This is a genomic window from Streptomyces sp. NPDC104202 (assembly GCF_055584185.1).
This window is the reverse complement of the sequence record NZ_JBVJMN010000009.1, coordinates 78,999-96,554: the sequence shown is the minus strand read 5'-3', so window position 1 is coordinate 96,554 and position 17,556 is coordinate 78,999. Positions and strand designations below refer to the sequence as shown.

The following is a 17,556-nucleotide window of genomic DNA, read 5'->3' as shown; positions in this document are numbered from 1 at the left end:
CGGCCACGATGGTGCAGATCAAGACCCCCGAGCAGATCGCGAAGATGCGCGAGGCGGGCCTGGTCGTCGCCGCCATCCACGCGGCGACCCGTGAGGCGGCCGTTCCGGGCGCCACGACCAGGGACCTGGACGAGGTGGCGCGGAAGGTCATCGCCGACCACGGGGCGAAGTCGAACTTCCTCGGGTACGGCGGCTTCCCCGCGACGATCTGCACCTCGGTGAACGAGGTGGTCGTCCACGGCATCCCCGACGACAAGACCGTCCTCAAGGACGGCGACATCATCTCCATCGACGCCGGCGCGATCGTGGACGGCTGGCACGGCGACGCCGCGTACACGGCGTTCGTGGGCACCGGGCACGCGCCCGAGCTCGTCGAGCTCTCCCGGGTGACCGAGGAGTCGATGTGGGCCGGCATCGCGGCCATGAAGTTGGGCAACCGCCTCGTCGACATCTCCAAGGCGATCGAGACGTACGTCAAGCGCCAGCCGCGGCCCGCGGTGGGCGACCACAGCCTCGGCCGCTACGGGATCATCGAGGACTACGGCGGCCACGGCATCGGCACCGAGATGCACATGGACCCGCACCTCCTGAACTACGTCTCCCGCAAGCGCGGCAAGGGCCCCAAGCTGGTCCCCGGCCTCTGCCTCGCCATCGAGCCCATGGTCTCCCTCGGCACCCCGCACACCGAGGTCCTGAAGGACGACTGGACCGTCATCACCACCGACGGCACCTGGTCCTCCCACTGGGAGCACTCCATCGCCCTCACCGAGGAGGGCCCCCTCGTCCTCACCGCCGTCGACGGCGGCAAGGCGAAGCTCGCCGAGCTGGGCGTGACGGCGGCGCCGGACCCGCTGGCGTAGGGGTGCGGCGAAGGCTTCGGGAGTTCGGCGTGGTGGCTTGCGTAAGGATCTCCTCGCGTGGGCAGACTTCCCGATTCGTCTTTTCCTGGGGCCTGACGTAGACTGATGCGTCGGCTCTCGTGTACCCGTGTGTCCGCATGCGGCGTCGAGAGTCGATCAAGGTAGCCGATTCGAAAGGCGAAGCGTGGCCAAGAAGCAAGGTGCCATCGAAATCGAGGGCACCGTGATCGAGTCCCTCCCGAACGCCATGTTCAAGGTGGAGCTCCAGAACGGTCACAAGGTCCTCGCGCACATCTCCGGCAAGATGCGGATGCACTACATCCGAATCCTTCCGGACGACCGGGTCGTGGTGGAGCTCTCTCCCTACGACCTGACGCGTGGCCGGATCGTCTACCGGTACAAGTAGATCTTGCCCGCACCCCGCCTTCGCGCGCGGGTGGTGGCACTGACCCGGAGAACCTCACATCCCATGAAGGTCAAGCCGAGCGTCAAGAAGATCTGCGACAAGTGCAAGGTGATCCGCCGTCACGGCCGGGTCATGGTCATCTGCGACAACCTGCGCCACAAGCAGCGCCAGGGCTGACGCACGCCGACCGACCTGCATTTCGCAGTTCTTCGCGCGACGCATAGCAATACGTACATACGCAGAGCCCGTCGGGCCGTGTTCCACGGTTGACGGCACCTCCGGCGGGGGCCGGGGACCCGGACGTACCACTGTCCCGCTGGGGACGGTCGGCGGTCGGGAGCGGTTCTGCAGCAGACCCCCGAGAACACAGGAGCCATTGAATGGCACGCGTTTCCGGTGTTGACATCCCGCGCGAAAAGCGTGTGGTGGTCGCACTCACCTACGTCTTCGGCATCGGGCGTACCCGGTCCGAGGAGATCCTCGCCTCGACCGGCGTGAACCCGTCGACCCGTGTCCGCGACCTTGCCGAGGAAGACCTCGTCAAGATCCGCGAGTACGTGGACGCCAACCTCCAGACCGAGGGTGACCTCCGTCGCGAGATCGCCGCCGACATCCGCCGCAAGGTCGAGATCGGCTGCTACCAGGGCCTCCGCCACCGTCGTGGCCTGCCCGTCCGCGGCCAGCGCACCAGCACGAACGCTCGTACCCGCAAGGGCCCGCGTCGCGCCATCGCCGGCAAGAAGAAGCCGGGCAAGAAGTAGTCCTCAGCGGACGCTTGACCAAGCGGTCTTCGCTGTAGGACCGACCACCTCCCGTAGGAGTTATAGATGCCCCCCAAGGGTCGTCAGGGCGCTGCCAAGAAGGTGCGCCGCAAGGAAAAGAAGAACGTCGCTCACGGCCACGCGCACATCAAGAGCACGTTCAACAACACGATCGTCTCGATCACGGACCCCTCGGGCAACGTGATCTCCTGGGCCTCCGCCGGCCACGTCGGCTTCAAGGGCTCGCGCAAGTCCACCCCCTTCGCCGCGCAGATGGCCGCCGAGTCGGCCGCCCGCCGCGCGCAGGAGCACGGCATGCGCAAGGTCGACGTCTTCGTCAAGGGTCCCGGCTCCGGCCGTGAGACCGCGATCCGCTCCCTCCAGGCCACGGGCCTCGAGGTCGGTTCGATCCAGGACGTCACCCCCACGCCGCACAACGGCTGCCGTCCCCCCAAGCGCCGCCGCGTCTGACGCACGGCTGCTTGATCAGGACTTCGGGCGGTACGGCTCTTCGGACCGTGCCGCCCGTACCCTTGCAGTAAGCAGAAGTACCGCACATCCACCGGGCTGCCGCCCGGTGACCGTCGGGCGTCAAATAGTGGGCGTCCACGACTGAAGGACACAGAGACATGCTGATCGCTCAGCGTCCGTCGCTGACCGAAGAGGTCGTCGACGAGTTCCGCTCCCGGTTCGTGATCGAGCCGCTGGAGCCGGGCTTCGGCTACACCCTCGGCAACTCCCTCCGCCGTACCCTCCTGTCCTCGATCCCGGGTGCCGCTGTCACCAGCATCCGCATCGACGGCGTCCTGCACGAGTTCACCACCGTGCCGGGCGTCAAGGAGGACGTCACCGACCTCATCCTCAACATCAAGCAGCTGGTCGTCTCCTCGGAGCACGACGAGCCGGTCGTGATGTACCTGCGCAAGCAGGGCCCGGGTCTGGTCACCGCCGCCGACATCGCGCCCCCGGCCGGTGTCGAGGTGCACAACCCCGACCTCGTCCTCGCCACGCTCAACGGCAAGGGCAAGCTGGAGATGGAGCTGACCGTCGAGCGCGGTCGCGGCTACGTCTCCGCCGTGCAGAACAAGCAGGCGGGCCAGGAGATCGGCCGCATCCCGGTCGACTCCATCTACTCGCCGGTGCTCAAGGTCACGTACAAGGTCGAGGCGACCCGTGTCGAGCAGCGCACCGACTTCGACAAGCTGATCGTCGACGTCGAGACCAAGCAGGCCATGCGCCCGCGCGACGCCATGGCGTCCGCCGGCAAGACCCTGGTCGAGCTGTTCGGTCTGGCGCGCGAGCTCAACATCGACGCCGAGGGCATCGACATGGGCCCGTCCCCGACGGACGCCGCCCTCGCCGCCGACCTGGCGCTGCCGATCGAGGAGCTCGAGCTCACCGTTCGTTCGTACAACTGCCTCAAGCGCGAGGGCATCCACTCCGTGGGTGAGCTCGTGGCGCGTTCCGAGGCCGACCTGCTCGACATCCGCAACTTCGGTGCGAAGTCGATCGACGAGGTCAAGGCGAAGCTGGCCGGCATGGGCCTGGCCCTCAAGGACAGCCCGCCCGGATTCGACCCGACCGCCGCCGCCGACGCCTTCGGCGCCGACGACGACGCGGACGCCGGCTTCGTCGAGACCGAGCAGTACTAGTAGATCTTCTGCGGACCGGCTCCGGCCGGTCACGCAGTTCCCCGCGCCCCTCCGGGGGCGCGGGTCTTCGACGGGCGACCGCCCGCTCGGATACTGACCTCGGTACCTGGTACGGCCGAGGCAGACATCAAGGAGAAACACCATGCCGCGTCCCGCGAAGGGTGCCCGCCTCGGCGGTTCCGCCGCGCACGAGAAGCTGCTCCTCGCCAACCTGGCGAAGTCGCTCTTCGAGCACGGCCGCATCACCACGACCGAGGCCAAGGCCCGTCGCCTGCGTCCGGTCGCCGAGCGCCTGATCACCAAGGCGAAGAAGGGCGACATCCACAACCGTCGCCTGGTGCTGCAGTCGATCACCGACAAGGGGATCGTCCACACCCTCTTCACCGAGATCGCCCCGCGTTACTCGGAGCGTCCCGGTGGCTACACCCGCATCACCAAGATCGGCAACCGTCGTGGCGACAACGCCCCGATGGCCGTGATCGAGCTGGTCGAGGGCGAGATCGCCAAGAAGGCGACCGTCGCCGAGGCCGAGGCCGCCACCGTGCGCGCCGTCAAGGAGGCCGACGCGGCCGCCGAGGCTCCGGCCGAGGAGTCGAAGGACGCGTAAGCGTTCCTGACCTTTCTCGTGTGCGGGCCCGTACCCCCTGGGGTGCGGGCCCGCTCCCGTGTCTCTGAGAGGATTTCCGCGTGAGCGACGACGTGCAGGACGGATACGTACGGGTACGGCTTGACCTGTCGTACGACGGCAGGGACTTCTCCGGCTGGGCCAAGCAGTCCCAGGGGCGGCGGACCGTGCAGGGGGACATCGAGGACGCCCTGCGGACCGTGACCCGCTCCCAGGAGACGTACGAGCTGACCGTCGCCGGCCGGACCGACGCCGGGGTGCACGCCCGCGGCCAGGTGGCCCACGTCGACCTGCCCCTGGAGCTGTGGGCCGAGCACCGCGACAAGCTGCTGCGGCGGCTCGCGGGACGGCTCTCCCACGACGTCCGGGTGTGGCGGGTCGAGGAGGCCCCGGCCGGTTTCAACGCCCGGTTCGCCGCGGTCTGGCGCCGCTACGCCTACCGGGTCACCGACGACCCCGGCGGCGTCGACCCGCTGCTGCGCGGGCACGTCCTGTGGCACGACTGGGCCCTCGACATGGACGCCATGAACGAGGCGGCCGCCGCGCTGGTCGGCGAGCACGACTTCGCCGCGTACTGCAAGAAGCGCGAGGGCGCGACCACCATCCGCACCCTGCAGGAGCTGCGCTGGGAGCGGCGGGACGACGGGATCCTGGAGGCGACCGTCAAGGCGGACGCCTTCTGCCACAACATGGTCCGCTCGCTGGTCGGCGCGATGCTGTTCGTCGGCGACGGCCACCGGCCCGTGGACTGGCCGGGCAAGGTGCTGGCCGCCGGCGTCCGGGACTCGGCCGTGCACGTCGTACGGCCGCACGGCCTCACCCTGGAGGAGGTCGGCTACCCGGCCGACGAGCTCCTGGCCGCCCGCAGCGTGGAGGCCAGGAACAAGCGGTCACTCCCCGGGAGCGCCGGCTGCTGCTGAGGCCTGGGAGCGGCCGCGGGCGTAGATCTGGTTGAAGGCGAAGGTGCCGAGGTCGTCGCTGGCCTGGAAGACGGGCCGGTCGGCCTTGGTGACCTTCTTGCCGTTGGTGAAACCGGCCTGGGTGAAGTACGCGTACCGGCCGATCGAGTTCGAGCGGCGCAGGCAGACGGTGGCGTGGCAGAAGTCGCCCACGCCGGCGCCGACGAGCGGGGCGATGCCGCCGGCGGCCTGGCCCTTCGCCTTGAGGGCGGCGGCCTCGGAGGGGAAGACGGCCACGCCGACGGTGATCGCCACGCCGTCCTTCACGTAGGTGGCGCGCAGCACGCGCTGGCAGCCGTTGTTCTTGAGGACGGTGCCGAGACCGCCCTGGGTGACGGCCGCGCAGTTCGTCGTCGAGGAGGTCGCGCCCTTCTTGTAGGGGCGCTTGTTCATGGTCAGCTGCTTGCCGGGGAAGAGACCCTCGGCGGACAGCGGGGCCTTGTCCTTCTTCGGGTCCGAGATGTAGTCCATCGGGTTCGGCGGGGGCGGCGGGGCCACCGAGGAGAAGGTCGGCTCGGGGGTGGGCGTGCCGGTGGGGGAGACCGTGCCGGTGGTGCCCCCGCCGCCGTTCTTCGACGCGTCGTTGTTCTTGTTCGTCGCGACCACCGCGGTGGCGACGATCGCGCCCACCGCCAGGGTGGCCAGGACCCCGCCGCCGATCAGCAGCCAGCGCTTGCGGCGGCCGCGGCTGGCGGAGGCGTCGGCGAGGGCGCCCCAGTCAGGGGTGGAGCCGCCGCCCTGGGCGCCCGGGAAGGGCTCCTGGGCGCCGGGGAAGGGGTTCGGCTGCCCGAAGCCCTGCTGCCCCCCGTAAGGCTGCTGCTGCCCGTACCCCTGCTGTCCGCCGTACCCCTGCTGTCCCTGCCCGGGCTGCTGTCCGTACCCCTGCTGCCCCTGCTGCTGCGGCTCCTGCGGCCACTGCGGTCCCCCAAAGCTCATGCCGCGCATCCTAAACCGGTTGGGCGGAGCGGACGCGGGCGGCGACAATGCACCTCATGGGACATGTCGAGGCCGCGCATCTGGAGTACTACCTTCCCGACGGGAGGGTCCTCCTCGGGGACGCCTCCTTCCGGGTCGGGGAGGGCGCCGTCGTCGCCCTCGTCGGGGCCAACGGCGCCGGCAAGACCACCCTGCTCCGGCTGATCTCCGGGGAGCTCCAGCCGCACGGCGGCAGCGTCACCGTCAGCGGCGGGCTCGGCGTGATGCCGCAGTTCGTCGGCTCCGTGCGGGACGAGTCCACCGTCCGCGACCTGCTGGTCTCGGTCGCCCAGCCCCGCATCCGGGAGGCCGCGAAGGCGGTCGACGCGGCCGAGCACCTGATCATGACCGTGGACGACGAGGCCGCGCAGATGACCTACGCGCAGGCCCTCAGCGACTGGGCCGAGGTGCAGGGGTACGAGGCGGAGACCGTCTGGGACATCTGCACCATGGCCGCGCTCGGCGTGCCGTACGAGAAGGCCCAGTTCCGTCAGGTGCGGACGCTCTCCGGCGGCGAGCAGAAGCGGCTCGTCCTGGAGTCGCTGCTGCGCGGCCCCGACGAGGTGCTGCTCCTGGACGAGCCGGACAACTACCTCGACGTCCCCGGCAAGCGGTGGCTGGAGGAGCGGCTGCGGGAGACCCGCAAGACGGTGCTCTTCATCTCCCACGACCGGGAGCTGCTCTCCCGGGGCGCGCAGAAGATCGTCGCGGTCGAGCCCGGCCCGGCCGGCTCGGACGTCTGGGTGCACGGCGGCGGCTTCGACACCTTCCACGAGGCGCGCCGGGAGCGGTTCGCCCGCTTCGAGGAGCTCAAGCGCCGCTGGGAGGAGAAGCACGCCCAGCTGAAGAAGCTGGTCCTCAACCTGCGGCAGGCGGCGGCGGTCAGCCACGACATGGCCTCGCGGTACGCGGCGGCGCAGACCCGGCTGCGGAAGTTCGAGGAGGCGGGTCCGCCGCCGGAGCCGCCGCGCGAGCAGGACATCCGGATGCGGCTGCGCGGCGGGCGGACCGGCGTGCGGGCCGTGACCTGCGAGAACCTTGAGCTGTCGGGTCTGATGAAGCCCTTCTCGCTGGAGATCTTCTACGGGGAGCGGGTCGCCGTCCTCGGCTCGAACGGTTCGGGCAAGTCGCACTTCCTGCGGCTGCTGGCCGGTGACGAGTCGGTCGCCCACACGGGCGTCTGGAAGCTCGGCGCACGGGTCGTGCCCGGTCACTTCGCGCAGACCCACGCCCATCCGGAGCTGGCCGGGCGGCCGCTCGTCGACATCCTGTGGTCGGAGCACGCCAAGGACCGCGGCCAGGCCATGTCCGTGCTGCGCCGGTACGAGCTGGAGCGCCAGGGCGACCAGCCCTTCGACAAGCTCTCGGGCGGGCAGCAGGCCCGCTTCCAGATCCTCCTCCTGGAGCTCGCCGGCACCACGGCGCTGCTGCTGGACGAGCCCACGGACAACCTGGACCTGGAGTCGGCCGAGGCCCTCCAGGACGGTCTGGAGTCCTACGACGGGACCGTGATGGCCGTCACGCACGACCGCTGGTTCGCCAAGTCCTTCGACCGCTTCCTGGTCTTCGGCTCGGACGGCGTCGTCCGTGAGACCACCGAGCCGGTCTGGGACGAGCGACGGGTCGAGCGGGACCGCTGACCGGGGCCGGCCGGGCGGCCGGGGCGGCTGCGCGCCCGGCGGGTCGGGGCGTTTTGACCGGTCGGGGGCGGCGCGGGTACTGTTGCGGTTTGTTATGCGTCTTGGCTTCGTCGTTCTCACGCGAAGGAGCCGGGCGCAGGTTCCCTGGAGCAGTTACCAGTGGCTCGCATACGGGCGTCGTTCCCGGCAGTGCAGGCCCCAGCTGCATGATCGCTTCAGGTGTGTCTGGACTCCATCCACTGAAGAAGCGAAGGCTACGAAGTGCGTACGTACAGCCCCAAGCCCGGCGATGTCACTCGCCAGTGGCACATCATCGACGCGCAGGACGTTGTCCTGGGCCGTCTGGCGACCACGGCTGCGAACCTCCTGCGAGGCAAGCACAAGCCGGTCTACGCCCCCCACATGGACATGGGCGACTTCGTCATCATCATCAACGCCGACAAGGTCCACCTGTCCGGCAACAAGAAGACCCAGAAGCTGGCGTACCGCCACTCCGGCTTCCCGGGTGGTCTGCGCTCCGTCCGTTACGACGAGCTGCTGGACAAGAACCCCGAGAAGGCCGTCGAGAAGGCCATCAAGGGCATGATCCCCAAGAACTCCCTGGGCCGTCAGATGATCTCGAAGCTGAAGGTCTACGCGGGCGAGAACCACCCGCACGCTGCGCAGCAGCCGGTTCCGTTCGAGATCACCCAGGTCGCGCAGTAGTTCCGGCCACACCCCCTAAGAACGAAAGAAATCTGAGGAGCATCGTGGCCGAGACCACCCCCGAGACCCCCGTCGACGAGTTCGAGGGCGTCGAGGAGTACACCACCGAGACCGAGCTCGTCGAGGGTGAGTACACCTCCGAGTCGCTCGCGTCCCGCTTCGGCGACCCGCAGCCGGCCGCCGGCCTGGGCCGTCGCAAGAACGCCATCGCCCGCGTCCGGATCGTTCCGGGCACCGGCAAGTGGAAGATCAACGGTCGCACCCTTGAGGACTACTTCCCCAACAAGGTGCACCAGCAGGAAGTCAACGAGCCCTTCAAGGTGCTCGAGCTCGACAACCGCTACGACGTCATCGCCCGCATCGCGGGTGGCGGTGTCTCCGGCCAGGCCGGCGCCCTGCGCCTCGGCGTGGCCCGTGCGCTGAACGAGGCGGACGTCGAGAACAACCGCCCGGCGCTGAAGAAGGCCGGCTTCCTCTCCCGCGACGACCGTGCGGTCGAGCGCAAGAAGGCCGGTCTCAAGAAGGCCCGTAAGGCCCCGCAGTACAGCAAGCGTTAATCGCCTGCTCGGACTGTTCTCGTACGCCCCGGCGGCACTGCCCGTGCCGTCGGGGCGTACGTTTTTTCATAACCCCTTTCTTTTTCGGCTCGGGCACGTATTTCTCGGAGGACAGCTGTGGGACGACTCTTCGGCACGGACGGCGTACGCGGCGTGGCCAACGCGGACCTGACGGCGGAGCTGGCGCTCGGCCTGTCCGTCGCGGCGGCGCACGTGCTGGCCGAGGCGGGCACCTTCGAGGGCCACCGGCCCACCGCCGTGGTCGGCCGCGACCCCCGCGCGTCCGGGGAGTTCCTGGAGGCGGCCGTCGTGGCGGGCCTGGCCAGCGCCGGCGTCGACGTGCTGCGCGTCGGCGTGCTGCCCACCCCGGCCGTGGCCCACCTCACCGGCGTCCTCGGCGCCGACCTCGGCGTGATGCTCTCCGCCAGCCACAACGCCATGCCCGACAACGGCATCAAGTTCTTCGCCCGCGGCGGCCACAAGCTCGCCGACGAGCTGGAGGACAAGATCGAGGCCGTGTACGAGGAGCACCGCACCGGCGCCCCCTGGGAGCGCCCCACCGGTGCCGGCGTCGGCCGCGTCCGCGACTACGACGAGGGCTTCGAGACCTACGTCGCGCACCTGATCTCCGTCCTCCCCAACCGGCTCGACGGCCTCAAGATCGTCCTCGACGAGGCCCACGGCGCCGCCGCCCGCGTCTCGCCCGAGGCCTTCGCCCGCGCCGGCGCCCAGGTCGTCACCATCGGCGCCGAGCCGGACGGCCTCAACATCAACGACGGCTGCGGCTCCACCCACCTCGGCCTGCTCCGCGCGGCCGTCGTCGAGCACGGCGCCGACCTGGGCATCGCCCACGACGGCGACGCCGACCGCTGCCTCGCGGTGGACGCCGCGGGCAACGAGGTCGACGGCGACCAGATCCTCGCCGTGCTCTCGCTCGCGATGCGCGAGGCCGGCACGCTGCGGGGCGACACCGTCGTCGCGACCGTCATGTCGAACCTGGGCTTCAAGCTCGCCATGGAGCGCGAGGGCCTCACCCTCGTCCAGACCGCGGTCGGCGACCGCTACGTCCTGGAGTCCATGAAGGAGAACGGCTACGCCCTCGGCGGCGAGCAGTCCGGCCACGTCATCGTGCTCGACCACGCCACCACCGGCGACGGCACCCTCACCGGCCTCATGCTGGCCGCCCGGGTCGCGGCCACCGGCAAGAGCCTCGCGGACCTCGCCGGCGTGATGGAGCGGCTGCCGCAGATCCTCATCAACGTCCCCGACGTCGACAAGTCCCGGGTGGCGACCTCCGGCGACCTCGCCGCCGCCGTCACCGCCGCCGAGCAGGAGCTCGGCGCCACCGGCCGCGTCCTGCTGCGCCCCTCCGGCACCGAGCCGCTGGTCCGCGTCATGGTCGAGGCGGCCGACATCGAGCAGGCCCGCGCGGTCGCCCAGCGACTCGCGGACGCGGTGAAGTCCGCGCTGGGATAACCTTTCTGAAGCACCGTCATGCAGTTGCGTGAGGGCCCGCCGCACCGGATCCACGGTGCGGCGGGCCCTTTCGTACGAGGTGTCCCGGGCCGGTGTCAGCCCCTGCGCAGCCGGCGCTTGAGCCGTCCGCGCTGGGTCCGCCACAGCCGCTGCTGCAGGGCCAGGGTCGCCGTACCCGCCAGCATGATCCCCAGCAGGTTGAGCAGCAGCTGCCCGATCGACCCGCCCATCTGCCCGACCTCGCCGTAGCTCAGCGCCACCGCCGCGTTCGCCCCGGCCGGGACCGTCGTCACCGAGATCGCCACGCCCACCAGGGCACCCGACTTCGACGAGGTCAGCGAGAGGGTGCCGGCCGCGCCCGCGAGGAGCGCCACCACGAAGGAGAACAGGTCGGGCTGCCAGATGAAGCTGGTCTGCGGGCGGTCCGCGTCGAGCATGGACTGGCTGAACAGGCCCATCCAGTCCATCACCACGCTGAACAGGGTCGTGGCCAGGATCGCCGTCGCGAAGCCGATGAGCAGCGCGATCAGTGAGCGGGCCGCCAGCCGGGGCGCCCGCTGCACGATCGCCGTGCACACCCCGGCGAGCGGCCCGAACTCCGGTCCGACGGCCATGGCACCCACGATCAGGATCGCGTTGTCCAGGACGACACCGCAGGCCGCGATCATCGTCGCCAGCCCCATGAACGACAGATAGGTGAAGGAGAGCGTCGACTCCTCGTGGGTCGCCTCCGCCAGCTGTTCCCAGATCACGGCGTCCGCGCCCTCGCCCGGCGCCTCCTCCTCGGCCGTGTCCGCCCGCGTGGACATCGACAGGTCGATGCTCTCCACCGCGATCGACCCGTCCCGGTCGATCTGCATCTCCCGCAGTTTGTGCAGCAGTTCGTCGGCCGACTCGCGCGCCGTGTCGCACAGGACCAGGTCGCCGGCCGGCTCCCGCGCCACGCCCGGCAGCACCACCAGGTGCGTGGTGCCGACCGTCGACTCGATGAGCTCGACCGCGGCCGTGGTGCGGTCCGCCGGGACGATCATCCGCAAATGCAGCATGGGCCGAGCTTACGGATCTCAGAGCTTGCGCAGGCTCAGCTTCTGCACCTTGTGGTCCGCGCCCTTGCGGACGACGAGCGTCGCGCGGCCGCGGGTCGGGGCCACGTTCTCCAGCAGGTTCACCTTGTTGATGGTCCGCCACATCGTGCGGGCGTAGTCGAGCGCCTCGTCCTCGGAGACCTGGGTGTAGCGCCGGAAGTACGAGGACGGGTCCTGGAAGGCGGTGTCCCTGAGCTTGCGGAAGCGGTTGAGGTACCACCGCTCGATGTCCTCGGCGCGCGCGTCCACGTACACCGAGAAGTCGAAGTAGTCGGCCAGGCCGACGCGGGTGCGGCCGTCCTTGCCGGGCAGGGCCGGCTGGAGGACGTTCAGGCCCTCCACGATCAGGATGTCGGGGCGGCGCACGACCAGCCGCTCGCCGGGCACCCGGTCGTAGATCAGGTGCGAGTAGACCGGGGCGGTCACCTCGTCCTTGCCCGCCTTGATGTCCGCGACGAACCGGGTCAGCGCCCGGCGGTCGTACGACTCGGGGAAGCCCTTGCGGGACATCAGGCCGCGCGCCTTCAGCTCCTCCATCGGGTAGAGGAAGGCGTCCGTGGTGACCAGCTCCACCCGGGGGTGCTCCGGCCAGCGGGCCAGCAGCGCCTGGAGGAGGCGGGAGACCGTCGACTTGCCGACGGCCACCGAACCGGCGACCCCTATGACGAACGGCGTGCCCCGCTGCTCGGCGCTCTCCCCGAGGAAGGTGTTGAGCGCGCCGCGCAGACCGCTGGTGGCCTGCACGTACAGGTTGAGGAGCCGGGAGAGCGGCAGATAGACGTCCCGCACCTCGTCGAGGTCGATGACGTCGCCCAGACCGCGCAGCCGCTCGACCTCGTCGGCGGTGAGCGGGAGCGGCGTCTTGTCGCGCAGGGCGCTCCACTCGGCACGGGTGAAGTCGACGTACGGGGTCGCCTCGGCGGGCCGGCGGTGGCCGGCCCCGTTCCCGGCGCCGTCGCGGCGGCCGTCTCCGTGGGAGCTTCGTGGCGGCGAAGTGATCACCCCGCCATTGTCGGGGGTCGGCGGCGTCCGTGGACGGTGGGGTCGGTCACGCCGCAAAAGCCGTTGTCCGGTCATCGCCCGCGGGCGATCATGCTGGTGCCGCGTGGGCTCCCGTCCCTCACGCGGGGGGAGCCGCCGCCGGCGGCACGCTGAGGACCACCGAGAGACAGAGGGTCACCACCCATGCGCACGTCCGTCAGGAACGCCGCCGTCGCCGCCACCGCCGTCTCCCTCGCCCTGCTCGCCACCGCGTGCGGCGGCGGGGAGGGCGGCGGCGGGGAGGCCGGGAAGACCGCCGCGCCCAGCGCCTCCGCCACCGCCGACGCGCCCCCGGCGAAGGCCCTGTCCGCCGCCGAGCTGGACGAGCTCGTCGTCGAGACGGCCGACCTCAAGGGCTACCAGGTGCAGAAGGCCGATGCCGCGGACGTCGTGACCGCGGACAAGGTCACCTCCGACAAGGCCGCCTGTGTGCCGATCGCCCACGCGATGTCCTTCGTCTCGCCCGGCCCGGCCTCCGCGACGGCCCGGCGCCAGGTGCTCGCCGAGCCGAGGAAGGACGCCTCGGCGGCGCCCGAGGACGCCTCGGCGGCGCCCGAGGACGCCGTGCTCGGCGCGCTCGGCGTCCAGATGACGGCGGTGACCCTCGGCTCGTACGACGGCCAGGACGCCCCGTCCGCCTTCGCCGCGGTGAAGACCGCCGGCACCGAGTGCGCGGGCGGCTTCTCCGTGGTCCACGGCGCCGAGAGGACGAAGGTCACCAAGGTCGCCGTCGAGAGCGTCACCGCGGGGGACGAGGCCGTCGCCTTCACCGTCACCACCGACCTGGAGGGCGAGCCCTTCGTCAGCAAGCTCGTCGTCTTCCGCAAGGGCAACGCGCTCGCCTCGTTCTCGACCGTCAGCTTCGCCCCCGGCGGGGTCAAGGAGCTGCCGACGCCCGTCGTCGAGGCCCAGGCCGCCAAGCTCGGCTAGCCGCCTCCCGGGGGGCCGGCGGCGGCCGCGCGGGCCCCCGGGCCGACGCGCGGCCGCCGAACCGGGCCGACTCCGGCCCTCCGGCCGGCTTCCGTCCTAGGCTGCCGCCATGTGCGGAATCGTGGGATATGCCGGCGGGCAGTCGGCACTTGACGTAGTGGTCGCGGGCCTCAAACGGCTCGAATACCGGGGTTACGACTCGGCCGGTGTCGCGGTGCTCTCCGACGGGGGGCTCGCCGCGGCCAAGAAGGCGGGCAAGCTCGTCAACCTGGAGAAGGAACTCGTGGACCGGCCGCTTGCCGGCGGCTCCGTGGGCATCGGGCACACCCGGTGGGCCACCCACGGCGGGCCGACCGACGCCAACGCGCACCCCCACCTCGACAACGCCGGGCGCGTCGCCGTCGTCCACAACGGCATCATCGAGAACTTCGCCGCCCTGCGCGAGGAGCTCGCCGACCGCGGCCACGACCTCCGTTCCGAGACGGACACCGAGGTCGTCGCCCACCTCCTCGCGGAGGAGTTCTCCTCCGCCGGCGACCTCGCCGAGGCCATGCGGCTGGTCTGCCGGCGCCTCGACGGGGCGTTCACCCTCGTCGCGGTCCACGCCGACCAGCCCGACGTGGTCGTCGGCGCCCGCCGCAACTCGCCCCTCGTCGTCGGCGTCGGCGAGGGCGAGAACTTCCTCGCCTCCGACGTGTCCGCCTTCATCGCCCACACCCGCTCGGCGATCGAGCTCGGCCAGGACCAGGTCGTCGAGCTCACCCGGGACGGCGTGACCGTCACCGACTTCGACGGGGCCCCCGCCGACGTGCGCGCCTACCACGTCGACTGGGACGCCTCCGCCGCCGAGAAGGGCGGCTACGACTACTTCATGCTCAAGGAGATCGCCGAGCAGCCCAAGGCCGTCGCCGACACCCTCCTGGGGCGGATCGACGCCGCCGGACGGCTCACCCTCGACGAGGTGCGCATCCCCGACACCGTGCTCCGCGAGGCCGACAAGATCGTCATCATCGCCTGCGGCACCGCCTTCCACGCCGGGATGATCGCCAAGTACGCCATCGAGCACTGGACCCGCATCCCCTGCGAGGTCGAGCTCGCCAGCGAGTTCCGCTACCGCGACCCGATCCTCGGCCGGAACACCCTCGTCATCGCCATCTCCCAGTCCGGCGAGACCATGGACACCCTGATGGCTCTCCGCCACGCCCGCGAGCAGGGCGCGAAGGTGCTCGCCGTCTGCAACACCAACGGCTCCACCATCCCCAGGGAATCGGACGCCGTGCTTTACACGCACGCCGGGCCCGAGGTCGCCGTCGCATCGACCAAGGCCTTCCTCACCCAGCTCGTCGCCTGCTACCTGCTCGCGCTGTACCTGGGCCAGGTCCGCGGCACCAAGTGGGGCGACGAGATCCACGCCGTCATCGGCGAGCTCGCCCGCATCGGCGACGAGGTCGAACGGGTCCTGGAGACCATGGAGCCCGTCCGGGCCCTCGCCCGGTCCCTCGCGCACAAGGACACCGTCCTCTTCCTCGGCCGCCACGTCGGCTACCCGGTGGCCCTGGAGGGCGCCCTGAAGCTCAAGGAACTGGCGTACATGCACGCCGAGGGTTTCGCCGCGGGAGAGCTCAAGCACGGGCCGATCGCGCTCATCGAGGAGGACCTGCCCGTCGTCGTGGTCGTCCCCTCGCCGAAGGGCCGCTCCGTCCTCCACGACAAGATCGTCTCCAACATCCAGGAGATCCGGGCCCGGGGGGCGCGCACCATCGTCATCGCGGAGGAGGGCGACGAGACCGTCGTCCCGTACGCCGACCACCTCGTCCGGATCCCGGCCACGCCTACGCTGCTCCAGCCGCTGGTCTCCACGGTGCCGCTCCAGGTCTTCGCCTGCGAGCTCGCCACCGCGCGGGGCAACGAGGTGGACCAGCCGCGCAACCTGGCCAAATCAGTGACCGTGGAGTGAGGTAACAGATGATCATCGGGGTGGGGATCGACGTGGCGGAGATCGACCGCTTCGCCGCGTCGATCGAGCGCACGCCCGGGCTGCTCCAGCGCCTTTTCGTCGAGGGCGAGCTGCTGCTCCCCAGCGGCGAGCGGCGCGGCCCGGCCTCGCTCGCGGTGCGGTTCGCCGCGAAGGAGGCCCTGGCGAAGGCGCTCGGCGCACCGGGCGGGCTGCTCTGGACGGACGCCGAGGTGTACGTCGAGGGCACCGGCCGGCCGAGGCTGCGCGTCCGGGGAACCGTGGCCGCCCGCGCCGCGGAGCTCGGCGTCCGGCACTGGCACGTCTCGCTGAGCCACGACGCGGGGGTGGCCTCGGCGGTGGTGATCGCCGAGGGCTGACGCCCCGCGGGGGCGCCACCAGGGGCCCGGTCGTCCGCGGACGGCCGGGCCCCTGCGCGTGCCGGGCGGGGGGACGGGGACTGCGGCAGACTGCGGAGCATGCGAACCGCTCACCGCGTCGAGACCGTTCGGGCCGCCGAGGCCGCCCTCATGGCCCGCCTTCCCGAAGGCGCCCTCATGCAGCGGGCCGCCGCCGGACTCGCGGCGGCCTGCTTCTCGCTCCTCGGCAAGGGGCGGGTGTACGGGGCGCGGGTCGTGCTCCTCGTCGGCAGCGGCGACAACGGCGGCGACGCCCTCTACGCGGGCGCGCGCCTCGCCCGGCGCGGGGCGGGCGTCACGGCCGTGCTGTTCGGCGCCCGGGCGCACGAGGGCGGGCTCGCGGCCCTCCGGGCCGCGGGCGGCCGGACCACCGACGACCCCTTCGACGCGCTCGCCGCCGCCGACCTCGTGCTCGACGGCATCACCGGCATCGGGGGCCACGGCGGCCTGCGCCCCGACGCCGTCCCCGTCGCCCGGGCCGCGCGCGGCTCCGGCGCCGTCGTCGTCGCCGTCGACCTGCCCAGCGGCGTCGACGCCGACACCGGCGAGGTCGGCGGGGAGGCGCTGCGGGCGGACGCGACGATCACCTTCGGCACGTACAAGCCGGGGCTGCTCGTCGACCCGGCCCGCGGGTACGCCGGGGCGCTGCGGCTCGTCGACATCGGCCTCGGCCCCGTCCTGCCGGGCGTCCCCGCACTGGAGGCGCTCCAGCACGAGGACGTCGCCCGGCTGCTGCCGGCGCCGGGCGCGGAGAGCGACAAGTACCGGCGCGGCGTGCTCGGCGTCGTCGCCGGTTCCGCCCGCTATCCCGGCGCGGCCGTCCTGGCCGTGGCCGGGGCGCTGCGGGGCGGCGCCGGGGCCGTCCGGTACGTCGGGCCGGCCGGCGACGCGGTGATCGCCGCGCATCCCGAGACCCTGGTCCACGCCGGGCCGCCGGCCAGGGCCGGCCGGGTGCAGGCCTGGGTCGTCGGCCCCGGCGTCGGCGACGACACCGGCGTCGTCGCCGAGGTGCTCGCCGCCGACGTCCCCGTCCTCGTCGACGCCGACGGCCTGCGCGGCCTCGACCCGGCGGCCGTGCGGGGCCGCGGCGCGCCCACCCTGCTGACCCCGCACGCGGGGGAGGCGGCGGCGCTGCTCGGCGTCGCCCGGGAGACGGTCGAGGCGGGGCGCCTCGAAGCCGTCCGGACGCTCGCGGACCGCTTCGGCGCGACGGTCCTGCTCAAGGGCTCCACGACGCTCGTGTGCGGCCCGGACGGCGGTCCCGTGCGCGTCAACCCGACCGGCACCTCCTGGCTCGCCACCGCGGGCAGCGGAGACGTCCTGTCCGGTCTCTCCGGCGCCCTGCTCGCCGCCGGACTGTCCGCCCCGGACGCGGGCTCCTGCGGCGCCTACCTCCACGGCCTCGCCGCCCGCCGCGCCTCCTCGCACTCCGCGCCGATCACGGCCACCGACGTCGCCGACGCCCTGCGTCCGGCCTGGCTCGACGTGACGGCCGGGGCCCCGGCGTAACC

General features: G+C 71.6%; 19 protein-coding genes. 16 read left to right on the top strand and 3 right to left on the bottom strand.

The window, feature by feature from the left end; genetic code table 11:
* Positions 1–8: 8 nt before the first annotated feature.
* The 8 genes from map to truA all read left to right on the top strand — a co-directional run bounded on the left by map (position 9) and on the right by truA (position 5,224).
* Positions 9–860, top strand: coding sequence for a type I methionyl aminopeptidase (map, locus tag ACZ60W_RS08925; RefSeq protein ID WP_469754686.1), 852 nt, complete (start codon positions 9–11; stop codon positions 858–860).
* Between the two features lie 184 nt (positions 861–1,044).
* Complete coding sequence (infA, locus tag ACZ60W_RS08920; protein WP_003956442.1) at positions 1,045–1,266, top strand: translation initiation factor IF-1; 222 nt, start codon at positions 1,045–1,047, stop codon at positions 1,264–1,266.
* Positions 1,267–1,329: 63 nt separating this feature from the next.
* Positions 1,330–1,443 (top strand): 50S ribosomal protein L36, encoded by a 114-nt coding sequence (gene rpmJ / locus ACZ60W_RS08915; protein ID WP_003956441.1) that lies wholly within the window; start codon positions 1,330–1,332, stop codon positions 1,441–1,443.
* A 203-nt stretch (positions 1,444–1,646) separates the two neighbouring features.
* On the top strand, positions 1,647–2,027 hold the full coding sequence (gene rpsM, locus ACZ60W_RS08910) for a 30S ribosomal protein S13 (RefSeq protein ID WP_017239590.1): 381 nt from the start codon (positions 1,647–1,649) through the stop codon (positions 2,025–2,027).
* A 66-nt stretch (positions 2,028–2,093) separates the two neighbouring features.
* Positions 2,094–2,498 carry a 30S ribosomal protein S11 gene (gene rpsK, locus ACZ60W_RS08905; RefSeq protein WP_003956432.1) on the top strand — a complete coding sequence of 135 codons (405 nt, stop codon included), beginning with the start codon at positions 2,094–2,096 and terminating at the stop codon, positions 2,496–2,498.
* A 158-nt stretch (positions 2,499–2,656) separates the two neighbouring features.
* The gene (locus tag ACZ60W_RS08900) at positions 2,657–3,679 is read left to right on the top strand and encodes a DNA-directed RNA polymerase subunit alpha (RefSeq protein WP_024755423.1); all 1,023 of its coding nucleotides are present in this window, start codon (positions 2,657–2,659) and stop codon (positions 3,677–3,679) included.
* Between the two features lie 142 nt (positions 3,680–3,821).
* Positions 3,822–4,286, top strand: coding sequence for a 50S ribosomal protein L17 (rplQ, locus tag ACZ60W_RS08895; protein ID WP_017239591.1), 465 nt, complete (start codon positions 3,822–3,824; stop codon positions 4,284–4,286).
* Between the two features lie 80 nt (positions 4,287–4,366).
* A complete protein-coding gene (gene truA / locus ACZ60W_RS08890; RefSeq protein WP_469754685.1) occupies positions 4,367–5,224 on the top strand; it encodes a tRNA pseudouridine(38-40) synthase TruA in 858 nt (285 codons plus the stop codon).
* Here truA and ACZ60W_RS08885 read toward each other — a convergent pair.
* The gene (locus ACZ60W_RS08885; protein WP_469754684.1) at positions 5,195–6,199 is read right to left on the bottom strand and encodes a hypothetical protein; all 1,005 of its coding nucleotides are present in this window, start codon (positions 6,197–6,199) and stop codon (positions 5,195–5,197) included. The genes truA and ACZ60W_RS08885 overlap by 30 nt on opposite strands.
* Positions 6,200–6,255: 56 nt before the next feature.
* Here ACZ60W_RS08885 and ACZ60W_RS08880 point away from each other — a divergent pair, with 56 nt between their 5' ends.
* From ACZ60W_RS08880 to glmM, 4 genes are all read left to right on the top strand, one after another.
* Positions 6,256–7,878, top strand: a complete 1,623-nt coding sequence (locus tag ACZ60W_RS08880; RefSeq protein WP_469754683.1) for an ABC-F family ATP-binding cassette domain-containing protein — start codon at positions 6,256–6,258, stop codon at positions 7,876–7,878.
* A gap of 261 nt (positions 7,879–8,139) precedes the next feature.
* Positions 8,140–8,583 carry a 50S ribosomal protein L13 gene (gene rplM / locus ACZ60W_RS08875; protein WP_033201974.1) on the top strand — a complete coding sequence of 148 codons (444 nt, stop codon included), beginning with the start codon at positions 8,140–8,142 and terminating at the stop codon, positions 8,581–8,583.
* 44 nt (positions 8,584–8,627) lie between these two features.
* On the top strand, positions 8,628–9,140 hold the full coding sequence (rpsI, locus tag ACZ60W_RS08870) for a 30S ribosomal protein S9 (protein ID WP_015035601.1): 513 nt from the start codon (positions 8,628–8,630) through the stop codon (positions 9,138–9,140).
* Between the two features lie 117 nt (positions 9,141–9,257).
* Positions 9,258–10,616, top strand: a complete 1,359-nt coding sequence (gene glmM, locus ACZ60W_RS08865; RefSeq protein ID WP_469754682.1) for a phosphoglucosamine mutase — start codon at positions 9,258–9,260, stop codon at positions 10,614–10,616.
* Positions 10,617–10,711: 95 nt separating this feature from the next.
* Here glmM and ACZ60W_RS08860 read toward each other — a convergent pair whose 3' ends face one another.
* Together ACZ60W_RS08860 and coaA are read right to left on the bottom strand one after the other, a co-directional pair.
* Complete coding sequence (locus ACZ60W_RS08860; protein WP_469754681.1) at positions 10,712–11,662, bottom strand: DUF389 domain-containing protein; 951 nt, start codon at positions 11,660–11,662, stop codon at positions 10,712–10,714.
* Positions 11,663–11,680: 18 nt separating this feature from the next.
* Positions 11,681–12,703 carry a type I pantothenate kinase gene (gene coaA, locus ACZ60W_RS08855; protein ID WP_469754680.1) on the bottom strand — a complete coding sequence of 341 codons (1,023 nt, stop codon included), beginning with the start codon at positions 12,701–12,703 and terminating at the stop codon, positions 11,681–11,683.
* 183 nt (positions 12,704–12,886) lie between these two features.
* Between coaA and ACZ60W_RS08850 the strand changes: the two genes are divergently transcribed.
* The 4 genes from ACZ60W_RS08850 (at position 12,887) to ACZ60W_RS08835 (ending at position 17,554) form a co-directional block, all read left to right on the top strand.
* A complete protein-coding gene (locus tag ACZ60W_RS08850; protein ID WP_469754679.1) occupies positions 12,887–13,672 on the top strand; it encodes a hypothetical protein in 786 nt (261 codons plus the stop codon).
* Between the two features lie 109 nt (positions 13,673–13,781).
* Entirely contained in the window at positions 13,782–15,629 is a 1,848-nt protein-coding gene (gene glmS, locus ACZ60W_RS08845) for a glutamine--fructose-6-phosphate transaminase (isomerizing) (protein ID WP_469754678.1), read from the top strand.
* Positions 15,630–15,637: 8 nt separating this feature from the next.
* The gene (locus ACZ60W_RS08840) at positions 15,638–16,006 is read left to right on the top strand and encodes a holo-ACP synthase (RefSeq protein WP_469754677.1); all 369 of its coding nucleotides are present in this window, start codon (positions 15,638–15,640) and stop codon (positions 16,004–16,006) included.
* A gap of 99 nt (positions 16,007–16,105) precedes the next feature.
* On the top strand, positions 16,106–17,554 hold the full coding sequence (locus tag ACZ60W_RS08835; protein ID WP_469754676.1) for an NAD(P)H-hydrate dehydratase: 1,449 nt from the start codon (positions 16,106–16,108) through the stop codon (positions 17,552–17,554).
* The last annotated feature ends 2 nt before the right edge of the window (positions 17,555–17,556 follow it).